Origin of the sequence: Izhakiella australiensis, assembly GCF_002006995.1 — a bacterium.
In the GTDB taxonomy this organism is placed as follows: Bacteria; Pseudomonadota; Gammaproteobacteria; order Enterobacterales; family Enterobacteriaceae; genus Izhakiella; species Izhakiella australiensis.
On the sequence record NZ_MRUL01000002.1, the window covers coordinates 49,838 to 73,282 of the forward strand.

26 protein-coding genes are annotated in these 23,445 nt (G+C 44.2%); 6 read left to right on the forward strand and 20 right to left on the reverse strand.

What is annotated here, in order from left to right; translation table 11 throughout:
• Positions 1–13: 13 nt before the first annotated feature.
• The 18 genes from BTJ39_RS03555 to BTJ39_RS03635 all read right to left on the reverse strand — a co-directional run bounded on the left by BTJ39_RS03555 (position 14) and on the right by BTJ39_RS03635 (position 15,349).
• Positions 14–892, reverse strand: coding sequence for an IpaD/SipD/SspD family type III secretion system needle tip protein (locus BTJ39_RS03555; RefSeq protein ID WP_078001301.1), 879 nt, complete (start codon positions 890–892; stop codon positions 14–16).
• Between the two features lie 110 nt (positions 893–1,002).
• Positions 1,003–1,770, reverse strand: a complete 768-nt coding sequence (locus tag BTJ39_RS03560) for a lytic transglycosylase domain-containing protein (protein ID WP_176110209.1) — start codon at positions 1,768–1,770, stop codon at positions 1,003–1,005.
• Complete coding sequence (locus tag BTJ39_RS03565; RefSeq protein ID WP_078001303.1) at positions 1,724–2,869, reverse strand: EscU/YscU/HrcU family type III secretion system export apparatus switch protein; 1,146 nt, start codon at positions 2,867–2,869, stop codon at positions 1,724–1,726. Before BTJ39_RS03565 ends, BTJ39_RS03560 begins: the two co-directional genes overlap by 47 nt.
• Positions 2,869–3,639 carry a type III secretion system export apparatus subunit SctT gene (gene sctT / locus BTJ39_RS03570; protein ID WP_078001304.1) on the reverse strand — a complete coding sequence of 257 codons (771 nt, stop codon included), beginning with the start codon at positions 3,637–3,639 and terminating at the stop codon, positions 2,869–2,871. The genes BTJ39_RS03565 and sctT overlap by 1 nt, the downstream gene beginning before the upstream one ends.
• 14 nt (positions 3,640–3,653) lie before the next feature.
• Complete coding sequence (gene sctS, locus BTJ39_RS03575; protein ID WP_078001305.1) at positions 3,654–3,914, reverse strand: type III secretion system export apparatus subunit SctS; 261 nt, start codon at positions 3,912–3,914, stop codon at positions 3,654–3,656.
• 4 nt (positions 3,915–3,918) lie between these two features.
• Entirely contained in the window at positions 3,919–4,605 is a 687-nt protein-coding gene (locus BTJ39_RS03580) for an EscR/YscR/HrcR family type III secretion system export apparatus protein (protein WP_078001306.1), read from the reverse strand.
• A gap of 6 nt (positions 4,606–4,611) precedes the next feature.
• On the reverse strand, positions 4,612–5,547 hold the full coding sequence (locus tag BTJ39_RS03585) for a FliM/FliN family flagellar motor switch protein (protein ID WP_078001307.1): 936 nt from the start codon (positions 5,545–5,547) through the stop codon (positions 4,612–4,614).
• Positions 5,547–6,605 carry a hypothetical protein gene (locus tag BTJ39_RS03590; protein ID WP_078001308.1) on the reverse strand — a complete coding sequence of 353 codons (1,059 nt, stop codon included), beginning with the start codon at positions 6,603–6,605 and terminating at the stop codon, positions 5,547–5,549. Before BTJ39_RS03590 ends, BTJ39_RS03585 begins: the two co-directional genes overlap by 1 nt.
• The gene (locus BTJ39_RS03595; RefSeq protein ID WP_078001309.1) at positions 6,581–7,042 is read right to left on the reverse strand and encodes a hypothetical protein; all 462 of its coding nucleotides are present in this window, start codon (positions 7,040–7,042) and stop codon (positions 6,581–6,583) included. The genes BTJ39_RS03590 and BTJ39_RS03595 overlap by 25 nt, the downstream gene beginning before the upstream one ends.
• Positions 7,029–8,336 (reverse strand): FliI/YscN family ATPase, encoded by a 1,308-nt coding sequence (locus BTJ39_RS03600; protein WP_078001310.1) that lies wholly within the window; start codon positions 8,334–8,336, stop codon positions 7,029–7,031. The genes BTJ39_RS03595 and BTJ39_RS03600 overlap by 14 nt, the downstream gene beginning before the upstream one ends.
• Positions 8,336–8,737 (reverse strand): InvB/SpaK family type III secretion system chaperone, encoded by a 402-nt coding sequence (locus tag BTJ39_RS03605; protein ID WP_078001311.1) that lies wholly within the window; start codon positions 8,735–8,737, stop codon positions 8,336–8,338. The genes BTJ39_RS03600 and BTJ39_RS03605 overlap by 1 nt, the downstream gene beginning before the upstream one ends.
• Before the next feature lie 18 nt (positions 8,738–8,755).
• The gene (locus BTJ39_RS03610) at positions 8,756–10,798 is read right to left on the reverse strand and encodes an EscV/YscV/HrcV family type III secretion system export apparatus protein (protein WP_078001312.1); all 2,043 of its coding nucleotides are present in this window, start codon (positions 10,796–10,798) and stop codon (positions 8,756–8,758) included.
• 15 nt (positions 10,799–10,813) lie between these two features.
• Complete coding sequence (locus BTJ39_RS03615; RefSeq protein ID WP_078001313.1) at positions 10,814–11,134, reverse strand: hypothetical protein; 321 nt, start codon at positions 11,132–11,134, stop codon at positions 10,814–10,816.
• Positions 11,127–12,254: an HrpJ domain-containing protein gene (locus BTJ39_RS03620; RefSeq protein ID WP_078001314.1), complete on the reverse strand. Its 1,128-nt coding sequence runs from the start codon at positions 12,252–12,254 to the stop codon at positions 11,127–11,129. The genes BTJ39_RS03615 and BTJ39_RS03620 overlap by 8 nt, the downstream gene beginning before the upstream one ends.
• 10 nt (positions 12,255–12,264) lie before the next feature.
• The gene (sctC, locus tag BTJ39_RS03625) at positions 12,265–13,986 is read right to left on the reverse strand and encodes a type III secretion system outer membrane ring subunit SctC (RefSeq protein ID WP_176110211.1); all 1,722 of its coding nucleotides are present in this window, start codon (positions 13,984–13,986) and stop codon (positions 12,265–12,267) included.
• The gene (locus tag BTJ39_RS24770) at positions 13,964–14,206 is read right to left on the reverse strand and encodes a hypothetical protein (protein ID WP_176110213.1); all 243 of its coding nucleotides are present in this window, start codon (positions 14,204–14,206) and stop codon (positions 13,964–13,966) included. The genes sctC and BTJ39_RS24770 overlap by 23 nt, the downstream gene beginning before the upstream one ends.
• 13 nt (positions 14,207–14,219) lie before the next feature.
• Entirely contained in the window at positions 14,220–14,972 is a 753-nt protein-coding gene (locus BTJ39_RS03630) for a helix-turn-helix domain-containing protein (protein ID WP_078001316.1), read from the reverse strand.
• A 20-nt stretch (positions 14,973–14,992) separates the two neighbouring features.
• Positions 14,993–15,349, reverse strand: coding sequence for a hypothetical protein (locus tag BTJ39_RS03635; protein ID WP_078001317.1), 357 nt, complete (start codon positions 15,347–15,349; stop codon positions 14,993–14,995).
• 171 nt (positions 15,350–15,520) lie between these two features.
• On the opposite strand from BTJ39_RS03635, the gene BTJ39_RS03640 reads away from it, so the two are divergent.
• The 6 genes from BTJ39_RS03640 (at position 15,521) to BTJ39_RS03665 (ending at position 19,561) form a co-directional block, all read left to right on the forward strand.
• Complete coding sequence (locus tag BTJ39_RS03640) at positions 15,521–16,825, forward strand: PrgH/EprH family type III secretion apparatus protein (protein WP_078001318.1); 1,305 nt, start codon at positions 15,521–15,523, stop codon at positions 16,823–16,825.
• Between the two features lie 13 nt (positions 16,826–16,838).
• Positions 16,839–17,108 carry a type III secretion system needle filament subunit SctF gene (gene sctF, locus BTJ39_RS03645; RefSeq protein ID WP_078001319.1) on the forward strand — a complete coding sequence of 90 codons (270 nt, stop codon included), beginning with the start codon at positions 16,839–16,841 and terminating at the stop codon, positions 17,106–17,108.
• Positions 17,109–17,131: 23 nt separating this feature from the next.
• Positions 17,132–17,449 carry a type III secretion system inner rod subunit SctI gene (sctI, locus tag BTJ39_RS03650; protein ID WP_078001320.1) on the forward strand — a complete coding sequence of 106 codons (318 nt, stop codon included), beginning with the start codon at positions 17,132–17,134 and terminating at the stop codon, positions 17,447–17,449.
• Positions 17,446–18,192, forward strand: a complete 747-nt coding sequence (gene sctJ, locus BTJ39_RS03655; RefSeq protein ID WP_078001321.1) for a type III secretion system inner membrane ring lipoprotein SctJ — start codon at positions 17,446–17,448, stop codon at positions 18,190–18,192. The genes sctI and sctJ overlap by 4 nt, the downstream gene beginning before the upstream one ends.
• A gap of 114 nt (positions 18,193–18,306) precedes the next feature.
• Complete coding sequence (locus BTJ39_RS03660; protein WP_078001322.1) at positions 18,307–18,885, forward strand: hypothetical protein; 579 nt, start codon at positions 18,307–18,309, stop codon at positions 18,883–18,885.
• Entirely contained in the window at positions 18,878–19,561 is a 684-nt protein-coding gene (locus BTJ39_RS03665; RefSeq protein ID WP_139356305.1) for a hypothetical protein, read from the forward strand. Before BTJ39_RS03660 ends, BTJ39_RS03665 begins: the two co-directional genes overlap by 8 nt.
• Positions 19,562–19,653: 92 nt before the next feature.
• On the opposite strand, the gene BTJ39_RS03670 is transcribed toward BTJ39_RS03665, so the two are convergent.
• Complete coding sequence (locus BTJ39_RS03670) at positions 19,654–19,926, reverse strand: acyl carrier protein (protein ID WP_078001324.1); 273 nt, start codon at positions 19,924–19,926, stop codon at positions 19,654–19,656.
• Positions 19,927–19,928: 2 nt separating this feature from the next.
• Entirely contained in the window at positions 19,929–23,444 is a 3,516-nt protein-coding gene (locus BTJ39_RS03675; protein ID WP_078001325.1) for an OTU domain-containing protein, read from the reverse strand.
• Position 23,445: the final 1 nt, after the last annotated feature.

Sequence of the window (23,445 nt, forward strand, 5' to 3'; positions counted from 1 at the left end):
TTAAAACTCCGAATCAATTCCTCAAAAACTCTTTATCCGTTTGATAGAGAGCGTCAATCGTAGAGGAAAGAATTTTTGTCAGGTTGTTAAATATAGTGTTTGCTTGGGAGAATTTCTGACTCATTATTTGCGTATCACTTTCGACAGTACTATTAGCACTGTTAATGCTGTTTTGCCATTCATTAAATCGTGCCATTGATAACGTTACCTCTCCGTCTTTATTTACATCACCCATTTTTTTAAGGGCTTCCATCATCGTATCAATTGGCCCGGTTTTAGCAAGAAAAGTATATTTACCGTCCACTATTTTATAATCAATTCCCAACTGTTTCTTCCAGTATTCTGCCGTTTCTTTACCTTTTTCGTCGGCAGGAAATTGCAACAATGCCTGACCAGACTTCTCCCATTTTTCCTTAAAATCTTTCAGTTTCTTATAAAGACCTTTCAGATCCACTTTAACGTCATCTTTCCCGGGCGTAGTGAATCCTGACATCTCCGTTTTAAGTTTATTAAAATCACTCATGAAATCCTGATACTTTCCAGTGGCTTTACTATAACAATCCATATAATTTTCTTGTAAATACGTCAGATTATCAGACAAGTACTCATAGATTTCCCAGCTGCTTTGTGGATTTTTCTCTTCTCTTGCTTTTATAATGCCTGATAAGGCTTCTCCAAGTGCTTTTTCGGCTGGCTCAGCGTCAATGATATTGCCTTCATCATCTGGCTGAATTGATTTTAGATCATCAAGATGATCAAAAAGTTTATTATTTAGCAATACCATTTCGCTTTCATATTGACCTTCCCGCTGTTCAGCAGACGCATTTTTATCATATTCTACTGGCGATGGAACAGATATGGCCGTTGACGTAACTGGATAAGAAACAATCATAAATTCATCCTTTATTAACTTACATTTATTAATGATTAATATTATGCTTAAAACCCTGCCCGGTAACTTGCAAAAACTGCCTGTAAAAGCGAATGGTGATAAACAAAGTATCAGATTTTATATTTCTGATAATATGAAATTATTTTTTCAACATACTGCTGCGTCTCGCGATAAGGTGGAACACGGTTATTGTAGCGATCTACGGCGCCAGGACCTGCATTGTAAGCGGCTAAAACTAATTCCAGATCGTTATTATAGCGTTCAGCCAGTAGCGCAATAAAATAGACGCCAAGTTGAATATTCTTTTCGGGATCGTGCAGATCGTAACGTCCATCGGCCTCCCCCAGCTTAGTAATCAGCCACTTAGCCGTTTCAGGCATGATTTGCATCAGCCCCATTGCCCCAACGGATGACTTTGCTTTAGGGTCGAAGCCCGACTCTACGCTGATAACCGCTTTAATCAGCGCCGGATTCACCTTGTAACGGTTTGCATAGTTATTGATAATGCCGTCCCAGCGATCTCTCTGTCGACGTTGTCTGGCACTGGCCGGCAATACTGCACGCTGTCCGCTGTTTTTTTGAGGAACCTCAATACTGCCGGCCTTTTGGTAATACTGCAGCTGATTTCTGATAGCCGACGGTAGCGTCAGGCTGGCCGCGCATTTTTTAAATCCGCGATGGCGCGGTTTATCCGCCATTTGCGTAATGCCATTTGCATCAGTGAAGCACCATGTTGCTGCGCTTACTGCAAAAGTCGTTAGTAAACCTGAACCAAGTATGACGACAGCGATAACTCGTCGGCGTGTTTTTTTAGATAAAACATCATATCCGCTAGCTGACTGAATCATCTTTGTTTTCTTTGTTTTCTTTGTTTTCATGCTGACTCTCATCACTGTCAGGATGCTCAGCGCCCTCGCTTTCCTGTTCAGCGGACGCCTCATCATTTTCCTGCCAGTGCTGTTCGACCTGTGCCAGCCATATCAGTATTTTCATTATTTCCATGATGTTGTCAGGATCAACAAACTGGTATTGCTTTGCCGTTTTAAATATACGCCGGGCTAACGGAATATTTCTTATCACAGGGATAGCGTGTTTTTCAGCGTAGCGGATAACCGTCACTGCTCTGGCATTCTGCTCAACCAGTGAAACAAAAGGTAAATGGCAGATCTCATCATTAAAATAGATCCCGATAGCAATATGCGTCGGGTTTGCCAAAATAAACTTTGAGCCTTTTATATCTGCTTTAGTTTGTTCAGACAGCAGTTCCTGATGCGCCTTTTTACGATGACGCTTTATTTCCGGATTACCTTCCATGTTTTTATATTCTTGTTTTACTTCATGGCGACTCATCATCAGTTCTTTGATGTACATGAAAAACTCAGCGAGAGCGTCAATCGCGACGACGAACAAAACGGGTAACAGCATGTAAAAAAACAAAACTGGCAACAGCGCACGCCATTTAACAATGTATTGTTCCAAATCATAATGAGGAAAGGCAAAAATTTCTGCTTTATGGACCTGGGTGAAAAGTACCGCGCCCGCCAGGGAGCCCGTCAGATATAAAATAGCCTTAATTGCTTCTTTCAATGTTCGGATACTGACTATTTTCTTCAGACCGGCAACGGGATTCAGCTTACTGAAATCAATGCGGATGGTTTCTGTGGCCAGATGAAATCTAGTCTGCATTAATGTCGGCAGGATAGTGATCGCTAACGATACCCCAACGATGCCCGCGATTAACTTGAAAAATGTCACCGCCATCATCCGGATGTAATCTCCCAGCGGCATGGCAAGCCCGTCCTGGTTGAATAAATCGAAGGTGAACATCAGGTCACTGCGATTGATGGTTGAAAAGACAAAACCCGCTACGCCGATGATGATAAGCCAGCTAACCAGCTCGCGGCTTATAAAAATTTGCCCTTTTTTCGCCGCATCCTTCTTTTTCTTTGCGGTAGGTTTTTCAGTTTTTTGCTCCATCAGGGTTGCAACCTACCGGATAACAACGATAAAAGATCCTGCCCTGAAAGCTGAGGAGCGATAATCTGCGTAAGATAAATAAGCAATACGCTACAGGCAATAAAGCTTTTGATGCTTAACGCCACTGAAAATGCGTTCAGCTGTGGTGCAAAGCGTGACAAAATGCCCGTTGCGCTTTCAACCAGAAATAACGATACCAGTACCGGCCCGACTAAAATCACAGCTTTTAGCAACATCTCATTAATTAACGATGCGAGTCTGATGAAGGTTTCTTTGTTGGTATTGATAGGCATATCAAGCGGGTACAGGATGTAACTCTGGTATAAGACTTTAACCAGAGTAACCATGCCGCCGCTAAGCATAAAAATAGCGCTGTAAAACACGTTCATAAAGTTGGCCATCACCGAGGTTTCAACACCGATGCCCGGGTTCATCGTGCTACTGATAGTTGCCCCACGCTGGTTATCAATAATTTCTCCAATGGCCAGGGCGGCCCAGAAAGGTAATGCCAGGCAGCACCCGCACAGCAAACCGATGATCAGTTCTTTCACAATGATAGGGATAGCTGACTCAAAATTAAGTTCAGTGATATCCTGACTAATGATCGGGTACAGGCCCAGCACGATCAGACATATGATGACATTTTTAACAATCATCCCCCCCATTAACTGATTGTTAAACCAGGGAAGAAATATGAATGTCGGCAATATCCGGGCCATACCAATAATGATAAGCAGAATAACCTGATTAAACTCGCTATAAATACCCATCAGTCAAATCCTGTTCAGGGTACCCTGAACGCCATATTAAATACTTCTAAAGAAAATCCCTTTAGGCTGGAGATAAACCAGGAGGAGGTAAAAAACAGGCAGCAACAAACGGCGAGTAATTTAATGCCAAATGGTAAAGTCTGTTCCTGAATATGCGTCACGCCCTGAATGAGAGCGACGGTCAATCCTACTACCGTGGCCACAATAACGGGCACAGCTGAAAGCTGAAGAATAAGATATAGCGCTTTGTTTCCAAGGTAAAAAATGTTATCCATGCTGTTATCCTACCGTTTTCCACAAAGAGGAGTACTGCATAACCATTCCGGTGGCCACCTTCGTCCAGCCATCAACGGCCACAAAGAGTATGAGTTTTATCGGTAATGATACCGTTACGGGACTCATCATCATCATACCTAATGCCAACAGTATATTTGACACTAAAAGGTCAACCACGATAAAAGGCAGGTAGATATAGAAACCTAAAATAAAAGCGCTCTTTATCTCACTTAATGCATAGCTTACCAGCAATGAAAAAATAGAGGAGTTTTCAACTGTTGGCGCATTTTTTTTAACATCATTTTTATTAATGGCATTCCGTTGGTTATAAATATCATTGAAAAACGTTAAAAGTTTTTTGTCTGAAAACTGGTAGAGGTAATTTTTATAATCAATAAGTCCGTTGTTTACAAAACCCTCAACGGATTCAACGCTGTTAAAATTTACGCCTTCTTCGCGGTAGTAATCATAGCCCTTGTTTGCAATTGGCATCATAATAAATGCAGTTAGCATTAAGGCAATGCCGTTCAGCGTCATGGTTGAAGGAACCTGCTGCAAGCCGATCGCATTTCTGATAAGGGAGAAAACAATTGAAAATTTAATAAAACAGGTTCCGCCCGCGATAATAAACGGCAGCAGCGTTGCCAGCCCTAACATTGCTATCAGGGATATATCATTCATTTGCCACATTTTTACTTATTCGCTCGCTGGCGCACCCTGCACATGAGTAATTTCTACGGCGAACTGGTCATCCAGTAATACCATCTCACCTGTCGCAACACGCTTATTTTGCACTACCAAAAAAACCTGACGGGTCTCAGGCCGACTTTTAGCCAGTGTAATAACGTCACCGACGGTTATCTGATTTAATTGTCCGATTGTCAGCATTTTTTCACCGGCGATAAAATCAACTTTTACTTCTATATTTTCGAGAGGATAATCCTCGCAAAAGGCGTTTTCTTCAGCTTCGCCTTCCATTTTATTAATATCATAGCCAGTTTGTTCTATATGCATATCATCACCTTCTAATCGGAGCTTATAAATTTCTTGTTGACCAATGCGAGCCACTTCTCTGATGCATTGCATTAATAAAACATCGCCCGCTTTTAATCGTGATAACTCTTTTTTAGCCAGCAGGGTGTAACCCAGCTGCAACTCCAGCTTCAGCGGTAATGCCCGCCACTTTTCCGCTGCAGCTGGTTTGCGATAAGTGGGCAATGTCAGGTCTGAAAGCTGATACCACGCCAAATGTAAGCCCTGTGCAAAGCTTACCAGTTCGTTGGCAATCTCTGCGCCAGTAACCGTCGCCACATAGCTAATCTGCTTAAGTTCGCCATTAACAAAAGGACCGGCGTGGTTATTCTGAGAAAAAAATCCAACGGCCAGCTGCGCCAGTAATCCTTCATCTATCAATTGCTGTGGAAAAACGTCGGCGGTCAGCTGACAGGCCTCTAGTAATGCTTCACCGGTACAGTAAACAGTAAGGTTGCGGTCATCTCCCCTCGCTGCCAGACAGATATAACGCCGTGCAGCTTCTGGCTGTATAAAAGCGATGGGGACATTTTGCAGACAACTGTACTGGATGACTGCCTGTTTTTTAACGCTAACATTCCGCAGCGGTAAAGGTTGCATCAGCTGTCCTCTTCATCAGCAAAATAGTCCCCACGACTGCGTCCCTGATGTTGCTGCTCACTGGCCATTTTCGCCGGCGTGATAACGACGCCTTCCTGTGGTCTATGCAGCTCAAGCATCTGCCTGACATCGTTACTGGAAGGCATTACCGAATAAACAGCGTTGTTACCGTGGCTGGCATGGGTAATAACCACCCGGGCGGAATGCTCAAGGTGGCTGTTGTTTAATTTAAAACGCCATAAAACTTCGCTTCCGCTCTGTTTTTCAACCGGCGAAATATTTTCTAATGCCGCTAACCTGATTTGACCGGCGGTCTCATTGGCCGGCCCGCGCATCATTGATTGAGCATCCGGTCTATTTTTTTGAGAAGTAACAGCGACCTGGGGCAACGTGGGATCAGATGCATGAATATTCATACTATGCGGTTCATTTCTGTCACCCTCGATCATTTCTCTCGTCGCATCCTGAACCAGCGCTGCATTATGTTGTCCGGCGGCGGCAATGGTTGAGGCATCCCGAACCGTTGATGTTGCATAATTTGCTGCCGCTACGGTGTCATGATCTCCAGCGACAGCATCAGCCCCAAGGGCTTTTAGCGCGGATGATGAAGGCATTTTTTGCGTATCACTGTTTGACGCGATGTTTTCACTTACCGTCGCTAACAGCGCTTCGCTGCGAATATTTGTCACGGTCGACTGTGAGTGAAGTTCAGCAACGCGCTGCCCTTTAACGGCATGCGGGGATGCAGGCTGATCGCGATCGATCGGGTAGCGCAGCGCCTCTTTTTTGCCATCAGTATTGGGTTTGCCAGCTGCATCCTGATGATTATTCTGGGCCAGTATTTTGCTTTCGGCTGAGGACTGTACCGAGAATGTCAAAGCGGGATACGCCGGCTGATGCTCTGACAAGGGCGCAATCATCACTGCGACATCGCTATCCTCTTCGCGGTGCTTTTTTTTGGCCCGCGCAATTCTCTGATCCAGCGAGAGTTTTTCATCCCCACTATTATTGGTGGAGATTTTCTGGCCGCAAGTTAGCGCAATAATTCCATTCTGCATGTTAAGCTCTCATTAATATGTAGCTCTTCTCTACTCATAACCTTTCTTTTCCTAACTCTTTTTACTTCCTTATTAAGAAAAGACCATTTTTCTTTCTTCTTTGCATAGCCAATTTGCACCTTATTAAGGTCTGCCATTTCAGCTTCTGAAGATATTATTATTTCTTTTAATTCTTCTATTATTAATCCGATACGGTTATAATTTGCCAGCAGTAACGCCTCTTTCCTTTTAATGACAAAAATTGCTTCTCGGGATAAGGCCTGGCCATCCAGTTGCTGCCACTGAGAGGATAACGACAAAGCCAGCACAGCCCGTTGTGCCCGGTAGCCCGCAACGTCACTTTTCAGCTGATTTATTTTTTGTACGCAGGCATTTTTTTTAAACTGAACCTGGTCATGATAAATCTGATATAAATTATGGATTTTATTGTAAGGCACAGAGCATCTCCTTTGTTTCATCCGCCGCTGAACCGCACGCCTCCGGCTGACATAAGAAGCTCATGATCTGTTCCTTTTTGCCAATAGCCTCATCGGTAGCCGCATTTTCTCCAGGCTGATATTCGCCCAGTTCAATCATTAGCTGCAGCTCCTCGAGACGCGACAGCGTATTTCTGACGCTGGCAGCAGCCCGTAGGGTTTCAGCATCGGCCACCGCAGTGGAAAGTCGGCTGACGCTACGCAATACGTCAATGGCCGGAAAGTGACCTTTACCCGCCAGCTTGCGCGAAAGATAAATATGCCCATCGATAATTGAGCGGATCTCATCACCTACCGGATCAGCCTCATCTTCATCTTCCAGCAACACGGTATAAAAAGCCGTGATACAACCGTGCCGCGTATTACCCGTTCTTTCTAATATCCGTGGCAGATCATCAAACACGGAGGACGGAAAGCCCCGTCTGGCAGGAACTTCTCCGGCTGACAGTGCAACATCGCGCAACGCGCGGGCATAGCGCGTCATAGAATCGATCATCAACACCACATGCTGTCCCTCATCGCGGAAATATTCCGCAATGGTTGTTGCCAGCAGTGCGGCATTGCGGCGTTCAACGGCCGGACTGTCTGATGTCGAGTACACCACAATGGTGTTATCTCGCTTCTCTTCCGGGATCCCCGTTAATAAAAACTCGGTAACCTCTCGCCCCCTCTCGCCAACCAGACCGACCACATAGACGTCGGCCTGGGAGTATTTAAGTATCATACTCATTAATGTTGTTTTACCGGCGCCTGCGGCGGCGAATATCCCGGTACGCTGTCCTTTACCGCAGGTTAATAAGCCATCAATTGCCCGCACGCCGGTAACAAAGTGATCGCGTACCGGCGCGCGCTGCTCGATGTCCGGCGGCGAGCGCGTTATGTGCCACAATTGTGAATCGTTGAAGTTATCCAGCGGCCGGTTGGCGCTAATACGTTGACGAACCTCGCCTTGTGCATTCATCACCGTCCCCAACAATGCCGGCGATAAAGCAACTGAAAACGTATTTCCTTGCGGAACAACGATGTCGGAGGTTGAAATGCCCCCGGTTTCACCCAGCAGACAGAGGACGGCGCCACGGTGATCGAAAGCGATTGTTTCCGCGCAGGCAATCACATTCTTTCCTTGCAGACAACGATATAGATGGCATTGTTCGCCAATAAACGAATGTCTGAGTGGCGCCGTCACGATCGACCCTTTGACGCCGGTTATTCGGGCGCTGTTACGGAAGAAGTCTGCTAAGCTGAGTGCTTTCATTACCTTAAAACCTGATGAAAAAGCTCCAGAAGACGGAAAAAAGCGACCAGGGCATTAGCAAACTCCTGACTGTCCGTAAGTACCGCTTCACTTAATGGCGCTCTTAGTTCAAAAAAATTATCGTTTTCAATCAGCTGAATCTGACCATTAGTCGCCCATGGATAGAGAGTGATTAGCGGTTCAATAATCTGCTCTGCGCCAGCCAGCAACTTTTGTTGATGGTATTCGGCTAATTTGCTCCACAAAATCGCCTTATCATCCTGCTGAGATATCAACAGGCTGGGAAACCCTTCCAGCTCCAGCTCAATAGTCGAGTGATGGTCGATATCGCGAATAATAGAGGAATCGCATCCCAGAATATCTAAAGCTTCTTTTAAAAGTGGCACCAGATCGATGTTCATTGATTTTCATCCTGTCATTTATACAGTTTGGATAACATTGATTTTCACTGTGTCGGAAATCTCACCAAAGGATAAGACTTCAAGTTCAGTAAAATCATTCTCAATAAGTCTTTTGGTATAGCGTCGGATATCTACCGCCGTCAGCAAGACAATATCTTTAAGCGATAAGAACCCTGTGGCCAGATTTTGCTGAAATGCCTGATGGATAAACTCGCTGTCTTCCGGTTCAAGATTAATAAAGCTACCCGTTGATGTGTTACGTATCCCTCGACGGATGCGCTTTTCAACCTCAGGAGATAAAACAAATGCAGTAATTTTGTTATCAACGGCAAACTTATCAGAGATATAGCGAGCCATGGCCGCACGCACATGTTCAACCAGCATAATCGTGTCGCGTTCTTTTCCTCCCCACAGAGCCAGCGCCTCCATCACGACTTTCATATTACGTACAGATATTTTCTCTTTTACCAAACGATGTAATACTTCAGTAATTCGTTGCACCGTCATATGACGGTATACTTCTTTCAGCAATTCAGGGTAATTCGCTTCCATTTTATCAAGTATATGTTTCATTTCCTGAATGCCGAAAAATTCAGAGATATTGTTTGCAACTATCGTCTGGAAAGACAGGCTTAATTCCTCTTCCCAGTCACGGAATGTTATATCAGGTAAACTAACAAGCTCGCGATCTTTAATCCTGACCCACTGAAAAGACCGGTTCCCTTCGTCAATGACTTTAATATCAACATCACACAGAGAAAGGGCTTCATTCCAGTGTAATGCTTTACAGTGGTCATAAACGATGGGAACCTCACCCGCACGGACTTCATTGACCATCAATAAAGCGGTGTCCGGGCTTATCGTTGATTTTGACAGGATGCTTATTTCAGGCAAATGTATACCGAAATTAATAAAAAAATCTTTTTTAAGCTTTAATGACAATTTTTTTAACGGAGCCCCAGCGGCACTATACGGCGGGACAAACAACATTAACGGAATTGTCTCCGGGAGCACATCATTCAAATTATCAGCTCCGCCTTCTTTTTGCTGATACGCGCTACCGTACTCCCCCTTCCCTTCATCCATTTCATTCTGTGCTTTTTCAGCTTTAGCGGCTTTCATCCTGCGTGAAAAACAAATGGCAAGAATCAATGCTGAAATAGAAAAAAAGACAATGCCGGGGAAACCGGGAAGTAAACCAATAAGCAGAGATACCGTGGCGGTGACCACCAGTACAAAGTCACGCTTGAAAATTTGTTCAATGATGTTCTCGCCCAGGTTCTTGCCGTCTTCACTCACCCTGGTGACAACAAATCCGGTGCCTATCGAGATCAGCAGCGCTGGTATTTGCGCTACCAGCGCATCACCTATAGTCAAAATGGTATAAACTTCAGTAGCATGGCTAAAGCTCATGCTATGGCGCCCCATCCCGATCGATATGCCGCCAATAAAGTTAACAAAGATGATTACGATGCTGGCGATAGCATCGCCTTTAATAAACTTCATGGTACCGTCAAGCGCACCATATAACTGGCTCTCTTTTTCCAGCGCTAAACGGTTTGCTTTTGCCACGTCCGCATCAATCGATCCGGCTTTAAGATCCGCATCAATACTCATCTGTTTGCCCGGCATCGCATCCAGAGAAAAACGCGCACACACTTCGGCAACGCGTTCAGAACCTTTGGTAATAACAATGAACTGAAATAGCGTAATGATGGAAAAAATGATCAAGCCAATAATAATATCGCCAGAGATAACAAAATTACCGAAAGTAGTAATAATATGTCCGGCATCAGCCTGAATCAAAATCATACGGCTAGTGCTGATTGATAACGCTAAGCGGAAAAGTGTCGTAATCAGTAATAAAGAAGGTAGCGAAGAAAAATCCAGGATTTTCTGGATGTAAAACGTACCGATAAAAATAAGCACTGAAAATGTAATGTTTAGCGCCAGCAGAAAATCTATTAGCCAGGTTGGCAAGGGGATAATCAACATGGCAATAATAGTCACCATTAAGATGACAATAAAAAGCTCAGGACGCTGAGAAATACGTTGTAACATCGAAAACCCCAAAAACTAATGCGCGGCGCAAAAGTTATATATGTCTTTAATTCTGCTAATCAGGCCGTTGAGATCAAGTTCATCTATATATACGACATGAATGACTTCGTTTGATTTAAGTAAAAAGTGCTCATCGTCCTGAATCATGTTCTGCCATACATAGAGGAAATTCTCCAGGCGAGATGGATAAATATTTAAGTTAGTCAAAGCAACAAAATAGCCAGCCATATTCACCACGCGAGTACAAAAGCTCTCTTGCTCTATAGTTATCTCGCCGCCATCATTAAGCATGGCCAGTTGGTCGGAGAAGTCCCAGTTGGTATGATTTTTATTCATAGCGTTTCCCGCCCTCACTGATGCGGATTAATCGGTCCATCATATCTAGTAAATTTCGATCAAGGTCATTCTTTAATCTGGCGCCTTCCAGTAACTCGTTAGCAAAAACTTGTGATGGAAAGTGTGAGATAACGGTTCTTAAATGTTGAATAACCGCTATTTTGTCAGCATTGACATTAAATGCCATGTTATCTTTTATGAACGTCTGCACATGATTCGCGACTTTCTCAGGATCGGTAACAAAATTAATAAAAAACTCAATAAGAATATTTTTAATCTTGCTAGCAGGAATATTAAGGTATTCGCACTCCAGCATGCTACTGATGAAATTTTCACTTGCTGACTTAATTAAGCACAACCTGTAGTTCGCCTCAAGGAGCAAGCCAAACTCATCTTTTGAACATGAGGGATCATGGCTGTTAATATCTGAGTGTAGCGCCAGGGTAAAATAATCAAGGCCTGTTTTAATCCGGTCTGCACCAAAGTTAGCGTACATTTCCTGATAAGTTACCACCGGTTCCTGCTTCAGGGAGATAAATTCGTAATACATGTTGCGCAGCGTCTTTTCATCTCGCTGTAAAAGTGAAGAGTACTGACGCGTTTGCGATTCCGTGTTGAGTCCTGCCCGAATTCCTTTTTTTCCCGGACCATTGATCAGCAGATTCAGCGTGTCTTCAAGCAGTTCCAGAGGGACATCGGCCAGTTCATCGTCATCCGCGGCACGATTATGTTTTTTTTGTCGGATCATTGCCTGCAGCAGCAAAGCAAGCTGCATAGGGTCGGGATACATCTGCTTCATAAATGCCAGAAACGTTTTACTATTCATCCCCGTTGAGCAGGCGAACTCACGGATTTTGCTAATTGGCGCCGGGCGTTCAGGGGCAAGAATGGCATCACAGGCACGTTCAACAGAAGTGGCAACTTCGTTGTTTTTCTTGCCCGGCATCCGGTTTTGTAAAAAAGTGCTGAGCAGAGCTGCCATATCATCAGCCATCGTCATGGCAACAGACGAAGCGGTTGAGTAAGTGACTTTTACCTCCGCTTTGTCCTGCATAGCTTGCAAGCTTTCAATTAAATCATTATTAACCGGTGCCTGATTAATCGTCATATTGCCAGCCATGTTATCTCCATTACTGATTAATCAGTGCATCGCGGTTTATGCCGCTATTGGTTGCCGAATAATGTTTTACTGCATCCCACCCATCATTGATATAGCCTTCAGTCGCTGTATCTAACTTATTACTGTCAGATAATACTCGCGGCTGAATCAGGAAAAGCCGGACCGACTTATTAACACCATTGCTTTTTCCTTTAAACAAATAACCCAAAACAGGAATGTCTGCGAGGAAAGGCACACTGCTGTTTGCAACCTGAATTTGGTCGCGTGTATAGCCGCCGATAAGTAAACTCTGGCCTTCATTAACCCTTGCAATTGTGCTGATAGTGGTATTGCCAACAACCGGTAAATTATCAACCTGCTCGATATTTCCGGCGCCGTCATTTAATGTGCTGCCATCCATAATATTCAGGCTCATCTCAACAATGTTATTGTCGTCAGATATTATCGGTGTAACCTTTATGGTAGTTCCATAACTTACTGTTTTTAAATCGACCTGATGATCACCGGTTAATTTGACATGGAAGCTACGGGCATTATCAAACAATGCCGGCATATTTTCCTGAACCAGCAAAATAGGACGCGAAACGACGTTTGCTTTTTGCTTTTTGCTTAACGCCATAATGGTTGCCAGAAACCAGGTCTGCTGTGGCCCGCTAAGAATGCTGCTGGTATTGAGTAAACCAAGCGCGTTGCTGCCCAACGTCATCTGCCCTTTCCAGTCAACACCTAATGAGTCCAAATCTGATTTGTTAATGTCGATGATCCACAGCGACAATTCGATTTGCTTGCGCGCTATATCAAGGCTGGAAACCAGATCTTTGATCATATTAACCTGAGCTCGTGTACCTTTAATGATTAAACTGTTTCTTGCAGTAAAAGGTAATATTTTTATATTGTTTCTGTCGAGATCGCTGCCACTAAACAAAGCCTGTCCATTGAGCATGTCGGTCTCAGAGATGGCCGTTTTATTTTCATCAGTTCTATTTTTCACCACTGAAACTGCACGCGTTCGACCACCTGGCACACTATCCATTAATAATTCATTAACTGTCGAGGCAATACCCTTAATCGTTATTGTTTTTTCACGGTAGTCATAGGTGCGATCGTCGACAAACGTATGACGTAACTTGATGGTTTCAATCACCTGCTTGCTCAATTCTTCGTGTGGTGTTTCACCCATAAAGTTAGCTATGGCGCTGATAATGTCTACATACTTAGGCGGACCAGATACGTACAACGTACTCGCCGAATAATTCATTTTTAATGGATAACGATTGTCATATAACTGGTTATCCTTTAAAAACATAATCAAATCGTTGTAATTGTAACGCGGCAGGTGAACGATAGCCGTTTTCGCTTCAGATGCTTCATAGACGTAGTAGATTGAACCATCGTAGTACCATATCAATCCAAGATCGTTGGCTATTTTGCTAAAAACCTCACCAGGACGATTCAGGTTAAAATTACCTGTCACACTATATTTTTTCGCTTTTGTACTGACGATGACCGGTCTTTTCATTTCGGCAGAGAGCGCTTTAAATACGTACTCAACGCTTTTGTCCCTGGCAACGAAGCCATTGCTAGCTGGCGTTCTTTCCGGTAAGGCCCGCTCAGCCGGAATTACATTTTTCTCTGATGGAAAAATAATATCCTCTGCCATCGTTGTCGCAGGGTTCAGAAATACACCGATAATGAACAGGTATATTGATTTATTTTTCAAATTCAAAAACATGAATATTTGATTCCATATAAGAGCGGATGGCATGATCGCGCCCTTTATCATCGCTAAAAACTCTAAAAAATACGTCATCCTGAGAAATGTGAATTTTACACCGGCTGATATGCGCCAGCGCGATCCACATGGCTGAGATTAACTCATATTTTTCAATAAAAATATCATCATGAAAACTACATATTTTATAATCAAAAAAACTTGATTGATTACTTTCCATTTTTCATTCCGCGTTAGTCACTACTACCATCTTTAAATTTTCTAATGGCTAATGGTTTTAAACCCAGCTCCTTTTTTATGGTAGTAGATGCATGTGACGACGACGCAAATCCATTTTGTAATGCAATGTCGGTAATTTTATCCCGACCATCAATAATATCTAATACCGTTTGAGATACTCGCCATGAAAGTAGTTTTTTCTTAGCCGTCATGCCAAAAAAGTTATTAACAATCCTTCTAAAATACGAATAGGAAAAGCCATATTCTTTACACAGAGTAAGAACTTTTTTAGGCGAGCAACGATGAGGCAGCAGATAGCGAACCATCCAGTAAGCTTCTTTTTTTCTTAAGAACTCGCAAAACTGAGCAAAGGCAATGTTTGAACGATTCGAAAGAAACATCAATGTAAACCAGTAGCCCAAATCCTGACTGGTTAAAAGTAAAAGGTTATAATTATCTTCACGCAGCGGCAGTTCAGGCTGTTGCGTATTGCTTTCGTCGAAAAAAGCCAGCATCTCGCACAGCGCATAAATGTTTTGTATACGATAACGCCCTACCGCTGGTAGCTGTAGTCTGCAATTTTCTGAATAGTAAACCAGCTCAAGCGAATGCGTTGAGTGCGGGTCACGCCAGATGGGCATCACGCTGATTGCGTCGCTGCCAGTATCGAGGCGCTTTCCCTGGTAATCGAGCAGACAGCAGCTGTCGGTAGATAACTCAACAATACTATTATCACACTTTGCCCATTCATTATTCATTTCAGACATACTGATACTCCTGGATGAACTTATCTTCCGGCGATCTCAATCGTTCCGCTATCGTCTTGCGGTAAAAATGTCACTATCCCGGTGCACGCCAACATATATTTACTTAACGCTTTATCCGTTGTTTCATAACTAACCTTTTGGTCGTGAACTTTATAGGATAAATATAATTGTTCTTTGTGGTTCATCAACATATACTGCGTGGCACAAAGTACCATTTGCCTTTTAAGGCCATTTAAATCTTTATATTCGACAAGCGAATAAGCTGAATCCATATCTCCTGACGCAGCGTGGTTGACACATCCGCTCTGTAGAAATGTTGTTAGTAGTAATATGGCCGCAATAGCGATATTACCCGTTTTGTTAAAACGCGAAATCATTATATTACCCTTAAAATATTGTCCTTTATCCTACGGGTATATTATTTGTAAGCATATAAAAAAATATTTATTTAATCACTCCATTTAAATAAATAAAAATTTATGTTTTATGGTGTCATCACTCATTAATATCCTGCAGCCAGATAAACCACAATCGTACTTTAAAATTATATGAACAACGCAACTGAAAGATATACGCTAAGAATTCTCTCCGGTCCAATGTACGGAGTCGATCTGACGTTGCCTGCCGCTGAATGGCTCTATATTTGGTTCGCTGACGCTGACAAGCTTGCTCAGCAATCTGAGACTGGTACTTTCACTGATGCCAGCTTTCATGCAGAAAATAGTATCTTTGTACCTGCCCCACATAATATGGAAGAGCGTTTTATCCTACGCTTTAGCAGCCCGCAGCAGCAACAAGATAGTCAAATCGCTGATGAAGTGGCTGCCGATAACGGGATGATTGAGCGAGATAGCGGCGATTTCATTACGGCACAGCGATTGTCAGCAGCCGTCGCTGCCGACGACAAACACGCTGTGAAAGAGACGATTGCTATTGCCCTTAATCAGCCAATTTCCATTGGATGCATGACGCTGGCCGTCAAAAACATCGTTGATAGCTGGAGTGACAGCGTCGTTAATTATCAACCAGAATCAGGTTCCAGCCCACCCCAACCCAAAGCGCAACCTGCCAGGATCGTTACGGTGCGTCGTCAATGGCTAATCCCCTGCCTGGCTGGATTGGCGATTCTGGCGTTAGCCGTAGCTCTGGGTATCTACTTTATAAGCCACCATGACCGGACCGCCTCGTTACAGGAAGTGTTGCGCGAGGTGAGTCCAGCAATTGTCAAAACTTCAGATAATCGCTACTACGTTGTGGTGGATAGCTTGCAGAAAAAAAGCTGGGTCTATAATGCATTGCGAAAAAAGCAGCTACTCAATGACAATGTCGCAATCGTTGATGCTGACCAGGTGGTTGAAGAGATAAAATCCGTGCTGCGACAAAAAGGGATCCCCTTTTTCGATGTACAACTGTCCGAACGAGCAGAATTAACGCTGGTTATCAGCAGCGAACGCTGGCCAGCTACAAAAAATAACGACCAGACACTTAGTGATATACTTCAAAGAGAAATTAGCTGGCTACCCCGAACAATATTCAAAAGAGTATCAGACAAAGAGCTAACAAGTGTCGCTGAGGGAAATATTAAGTCATCGGGATTAATCAGTCAGCGCGACAGCGCTAATAACTACGTTAATTACATCGTTCGTGGTGACATTGATGACAACCATCTTCTGGCTTTCCAACGTCAGGTAAACGAATTCTATCATCAATACGGTGATGAATATGTGAAGTTCATTATCGTATTGAATGAAGATCCTTTAAGAGATAAATCGCTTAAAGTTGGTCGGGATGGATATATTCTTATCCCGGGAAATCACTGGTTATATTCTGATATAACCGCTAGCAATAACTAATGGAGTATATAATATGGCTACTGATGTAATTAACACACCTGCTGATATCGGTGATGGACGTCACATACAGAAACTATCAGATTCTTTCAATACTGGCGTTGCTACATTAAAGACAAAAGTCACAACCGCACTTGAAGCACTTAATGGAAACCCGAGCGATCCGACAACATTGTCTAATTACCAGGCTGCACTGGCTGAATATACTTTGTATCGCAACGCCCAGTCTAACGTGGTGAAAGCATATCGGGATATCGATCAGTCTATTATCGCCAACTACAAATAATCCCCTTTGGTGAGGAAGCCGTCATGAGTGATATTGTATCACCGCTCGTTAACGCCCTCGGCGCCGCTAGCCGCTCTGGCGGTCTGCAAGGTCATGGCGGTGATTCCGTCCTGATGTCTTTGGACGACCGTCTTGGCCACGCATTTGCCAGTAAAGCCGTTGAAAGCCAGCATACGCGGGAAGAAATTTACGCCGCCCTCAATGACCCAAACGTAACGTCAAACCCTGCTCAGCTTATTGAGTGGCAGAAGCGACTGTCGATCTACACCCTTGAAACTAACCTGTGCAGCACGATGGTGAGAAAAGGCGTCGCTGCTATTGAAACGTTAATAAAAACATGATCAGAAAATGTGGACCTGCTTTTCTGCTGGCCCTGATGGTTTTTTTACTTACTGGTTGTAATAGTGAACTTATCAGCCAGCTATCCGAGCGCCAGGCGAATGAAGTCGTCGCCATGCTGGAAAAACATAATATTGATGCGGCTAAACAGAAATCTGACAAAAGCACTTTTTCTGTACAGGTTAGTCCGGACGTTCTCAGTGAGGCGACAGCGTTATTAATCAGCTATAACCTGCCTTCTGCTGATGACGTTGAGATTGCCCAACAGTTCCCAGCCGATGCGATGATCACCACCCCTCTCGGGGAAAAAGCACGGTTAATATCAGCCATTGAGCAGCGCTTAGGTCAGACTATACGGCAGCTTGATTATGTTAGTTCAGCACGGGTTCATCTTAGCTACCCTTTCACCGATGATAACGCTGTAAATTCTGCTTCAGTTTTTATTCTTTATCGCGGGAAAGTTAATCAGGATGAATATATATCAAAGATAAAAAGGTTAGTTAAAAACAGCGTGCAGGGTATTAGTTATGAGAATATTTCTGTCGTTATGTTTGAGCAAAATGCGCCTGTCAGGATCACGCCGGCGGATAACAGTTCAGTACCGAAGCTGTACCTGCTGTTTGGGTTTCTGTTTGCCGCCGTGCTGATTGCATTACTGGCTGGGGTATTACTCAATCAGGTTAAAAAAAATGGCTCTCTGCGCTTTTGGGATAAAAAAACCGCTGCGGAGGATAACGTATCTTAATGAAGGTGGTTTATCGCTATCCTTGCGGAGAAACCGGGTCAATTTCCTGATTATAACCGTCCGCCAGTTCCGCACTGTTTTCAGTGCGGACTGGCGGCATTTCATGTGCAAAAGATGCAACAGAATATAGATGTGAATATTACCCTGAAGGTAATAAATATAATGTATAACCCGGTCAGTTACAGCGATCCGTCCTGGCTGCTGCAGTTGACCGGTAATCTCACCGGGCGGGGGCCACTGCCGGATGCCGCTATTAATTATCTGCTAATCAAGCATTACTGCCCTGTCATAGTGAGCCCGCAAGTGACTGAAATTGCGCCTGGCGGTCAGTTGTTGATTTGCCATTGGCATCGGTTACAGGAGATTGCCTGGCTACTGGGGCTGAAATGCTGCGCAACCAGCCTTATCCGCTCGCCACTTTTTTTACAGCAGCTAACTGATTCTCAGCGCCGCTTTTTTTTCAGTCCGTTCTGTCTGCCTTCTGTTATTACCCAGCCGGCGCTGGCAGATGAGCAAATTCTTGAAGTTGGCGCTCAGATTCTTTTTCAGGCGGCAAACCAGCTGCTGAGCGAAGACTATCTCAGCCGGCTGCGTTTAGTTTTCCCTCAACATTGTAACTGTAATCTGTCGTTTGACGGTCGACCTCTTCATCTGGTTTTAGCAGCAATTCAACAGGCGGTGCTGTATGTATAAGAAAATAATTTTAACACCGGGTTTAAAAGTAACGTCTGCGAGGATTCCAAAGGAGACTATTGCTACCAGTAAACGCTACCACTCCTTGAATGAGCAGGCGAAAGCCAATGCACGCAATATTATCCGCAGTGCCAATCAGGAGAGCGACGCTATTTATACCCTCGCCTACCTTGATGGTTTCGAGCAAGGTCTTGGCCATAGTATCGAGCAATTAATAAGCTATCTCAGGCAGAGCGAACATATGGTCGAAAGCATTGTAGCCCAGGCTTGCGCCCACCTTGAGAAGCAACTGAAGGATTTCTTTGCCAACGATGACGTTATTTGCAGCCTGCTGGAGAAATGGCTGACTGAACTGGATACCCTCTCAGCGAATAAACTGGTACTCACGCTACCCATACATCATCGCGGCGCCACTGAGCGCCTACGTCATCTCTTTGATGAAATTGGTATAAATGTTGAAGTGAGATTTATTCAAACATCGCTTATCACGCTTGAACACAACAAGGTTATCTGGAGTTGTGATATTGCTGCTCTTCCCGCGACCTTTGGCAAAAAAGCACTGAATGAAGTTAAAAGTCATCAGGACATTTATGAAGCCTGTCACACTAACGGTATTCATACGCTCAGGCAGCTACAGCAAACACTTAATGATTATTGCAATTCTTCTGAAAGCTAAATGGCAGGGAAACCAGCTGTAACTGAGGTTTGTTGCATAAAAAATTTTTTCGTAAATGGCTTCTCTGCCAGAAAGGCAGAGAAGCCATAGCGCTATTCAACTGAAGACAGCATCATACCACGCCGCTGATACCAGCGTTCGATCAGCTGACTGATCGTCCGGACTTCCACAAGGTCTTGATCCTGAATGGTTATGCCATAGTCCTCTTCCAGCATAATCACCATCTCTTGCAGCTCCAGAGAATCCATATTCAAGTCGTATACCAGATCGCTTTCTGTCGCTATCCCGGTAATTGACAGTGATTTCACCTTACTGACTGCGCTGATAATAGCACTTTGCAGATAAGTTCGACTTTGTTGCGGCATGGCTATGCTCTCCCTCGGTTATTATTATAACCAGCCAGATTGGATGCTCTCAAACCCTGCACGCTCGACGTGAACTTCTGATCTCCGTGGGTCATCTGATAGCTTGAAAAATGATGCGCAGGAATGATCCCTTTGAGTTCATCAGCCAGATCCGTTACTAAAGTACTTTTTTGCAGCAGAGGAAGAATAATTTTCTTAATAGGATCGTTATACTTGTTGTGGTCATGTAACGCTTTCAGTATCTGCACAACCTCTTGGGTTACTTGCGGACTATAGCGGAGGGTATTTCCTTCCGTGATAGTTTTAGCCTCTTTCGTTAAGCCGTTAATATATTCCCTGACATCAGTATTGCTAATGTTATTATTCAGACTACTAACAAAATCAGCAATAAATTCGGCTGAAGCTAATTCTTTGTCTTTTTTCAGATAATAACTCGTGTCGACTCTTGCCTTTATAGCACGAAAGTTTAGTCTTGCATTTTGCTGGACAAAGGCATCAACAACCGTCTTAGCAGATAATTTTGCCGGTTTTTCGTTAGCGTTTTTTTGCTGAAAAACGTTAGCTTCATTGACTAAGGTATTGTTAGCTTCTTGTATTACAGCACTTTCTTCATCAGAAAACGTATTTCTATGAACAGGAAAATCTGATGCTGTCAACTCCTGTGTCGTGGCCGTTACCGCTCGCAGCTCTTCCCGCACCTTCTTAACATCTAAAAATGAGGCATATTGTTCAGGATTATCGATTAGCTCATCTGCGGCCATATCTCGCAGCTGCTGCGTGCTGAAGTGATGGCCTGATAGCGCCAAACCCTGCGAACAGGCGTTAAAAAAGCAATTTCCATCGCGCGAAATAGCGACTATATCGCCATTTTTCCCAATAAGATCATAATGTGGCAGGCCCTTTTCTTCGCTACGCAGTAACCAAAGACTCTGTTGTTTTTCTTTCGACTGCTTTCCATTATCAATAAGATGATGTTGCGCGTCGTCGATAATTTTCAGCGCAACGTTTGCTGGCCACGCTTCAGAACTTGCCAGCAAAAGTGGAAACATATCGCCCCCCATCGAATCGTATGCGCCATCCTGGCGGATAAATTTTTCTGCAATCTGGCTGATTTCATCAGCCGATAAAATTTCTGGAGATTTATTTTCAGTCTCCGTTTGCGAAGCAAATTCAATACTGCGGTTTCGGCCTGAAGCAATAGTAGTGGTTTTATCATCAAGTTCATATTCAGGCCCAATATCTTCGATTTCAACCTCGCTGCTCAAGGTGCGGCCGCTCGGCCCGGCGCCTTTGAGTTCACGGTCATGTTCATCGCCAACAGGCGTTTTCGCCTGACGGTTTGAAACACCATCAGTGGTGGATTTACCCTCAAGCTCTTCTTCAGACTCACTGTCTGAGATTTCGCTCTCGTTACTCAAGGTGAGGCCCCGCGGCCCGGCGCTATTGAGTCCACGATCATGGCCATTGACACCAGGCGTTTCCTCCTGACGGTTTGAAACACCATCAGTGGTGGATTTACCCTCAAGCTCTTCTTCAGACTCACTGTCTGAAATTTCGCTCTCGTTACTCAAGGTGCGGCCCCGCGGCCCGGCGCTATTGAGTCCACGATCATGGCCATTGACACCAGGCGTTTTCGCCTGACCGCTTGTCACACCACTGGTCGCGGCAGTTTGCGGCTGCTGACGGCTATTAGCATCAACAGACTGGCGTTCAGGGCTGCCCGCGCCATTCGCTAATGACGCCAGTTTTTGCCTCATTTCCGGGGAAAGGTAGTGACTGTCAGAGAGTAACCCGGCCACGCTGGTTATATTCGCCCGATAACGTGGGTGAGTACTTAATCCCTGCAACAATGCAAGCGCTTTGTCTTCGGCAGCGTTATGTTTATCAGTGCGGACCTGTTGGTCTGCATCAATACTCTTCGCTTCTGCGTGCATTTGATGCAGATAGTTCTGCGCCTTGCGCCCCTGAATACCAACCGCGGCCAGTTTTTCATCACAGACAGCAGCAAGATAACGGACGATGCCTGTAACCAGATTATTGTCCGCTTCGGCATGGCTATAGGCGGCACGGTTAAAAGTATGCATATCTTGGTCAAATTCGCGGAAAACTCCGATGAAATTCAAAGGAATATCGTGTCTGGTAAACAGCGCAACGGTCGGGGTGGTCTCCAAATCTACAGGACTTTCTGAGCCGGAATTCGCGGCAGCGGCTGTACTTTCCGGCAGAGAATCGTGCTGGCTGGCAGTTTTCTGCGGTTGAACCGGGCTGGCAGAAACGCTTAGCGGTAACGCGTGTGGAATGGCGCCGTCGTGAGCGTTTTTTTCGTCCTCACCAGACACATGCTGCTGGTTATTTGTGCTGCCATCATCGCCAAATGCTTTTGCTCGTTCAGTCTGCCGCTGAGCGCCAGATGGATCGTACTGATTCACCGGCACGCTAATATGCTGCGTATTAGAAAATGGCGTACTATGCAAATCCCTGCCATGCGCACTGACTAAACGTTCGTTAAGGTCTGTAATCGTTTTATTTAATTCAGCCAACCCGGGAACGTTAACGCTAACATTGTTAACCGGATTAATATTAGGGTTAACCTGAATGCTGATCGGCGCACCTGACATGGGATAGCCATTGGCTGCTATGGGGAAGGGATTGCTGGCTGGATTTGCGGATGGTGGAAACGGCCCATTATGGGCTGGTGCCGCCGGTTCTGCCGGTGAGTTTGCGGGTTGCTGCATCGCTTTTCGGATAAAGGTTGGATAGTTAAGCTTACTACGAATAGCAAACATCAAGTCCTTAATCGCTTTATAGCCGTTGTCGGCAGTGGGCGAGCCAAATAGGTCACGATGCTCATTAGAAACTCTTAATGGTTGATTATGTAAGTAGTCTTCAGGTGATTGCTTTAATCCTTGCGATGAATAATTATCACGACAAAGACCATCCACTTGAGTTTTTATCTGATTGCTTACTTTTGTTATTATTTCTTTATTGTTTTTAGAGTCGCCTTCAAGGCTATTTAAAAAATTACCAATTGCACTGATTGTTTTTTTATATTCTTTAATTATATTTTTATCTTGTCCAGCAACATAAACCTCGGTAGTAAAGTTTTTCCCCTGAGATATACCTTTTTCAACCGTTTTAATCCAGTTATCTTTTAATTTGTTAAAATCTGCGATTTTTTCCGCTGGGGCGTTAATTTCCATCAGATAATTTTCGATGAGATGGACAGACATTGCATGGCCATTGAGATGCTTTTGTTCTAACCATTTTGCTGATGAAGCATGCTGATGAACTAACTTACCTAATACTGCCTCTGCAGCCCGATTTTCAAACTCGGTGCGAAAAGCCATGTCACCTTTGCTGATCGCCGAATTTGTCAGTTCACGGAGGTTGCAGGGTTTCTGCTGACTGTTCGTTGCTCCGCTTAGCGGAAAGTCCTGTCGCAGAGCGTCTCTACTGATAGCCTGGTTGGCAGGTTGTAAATCGTTTAATGAGAAACTGCGAATTAATGGAGCGAGCATT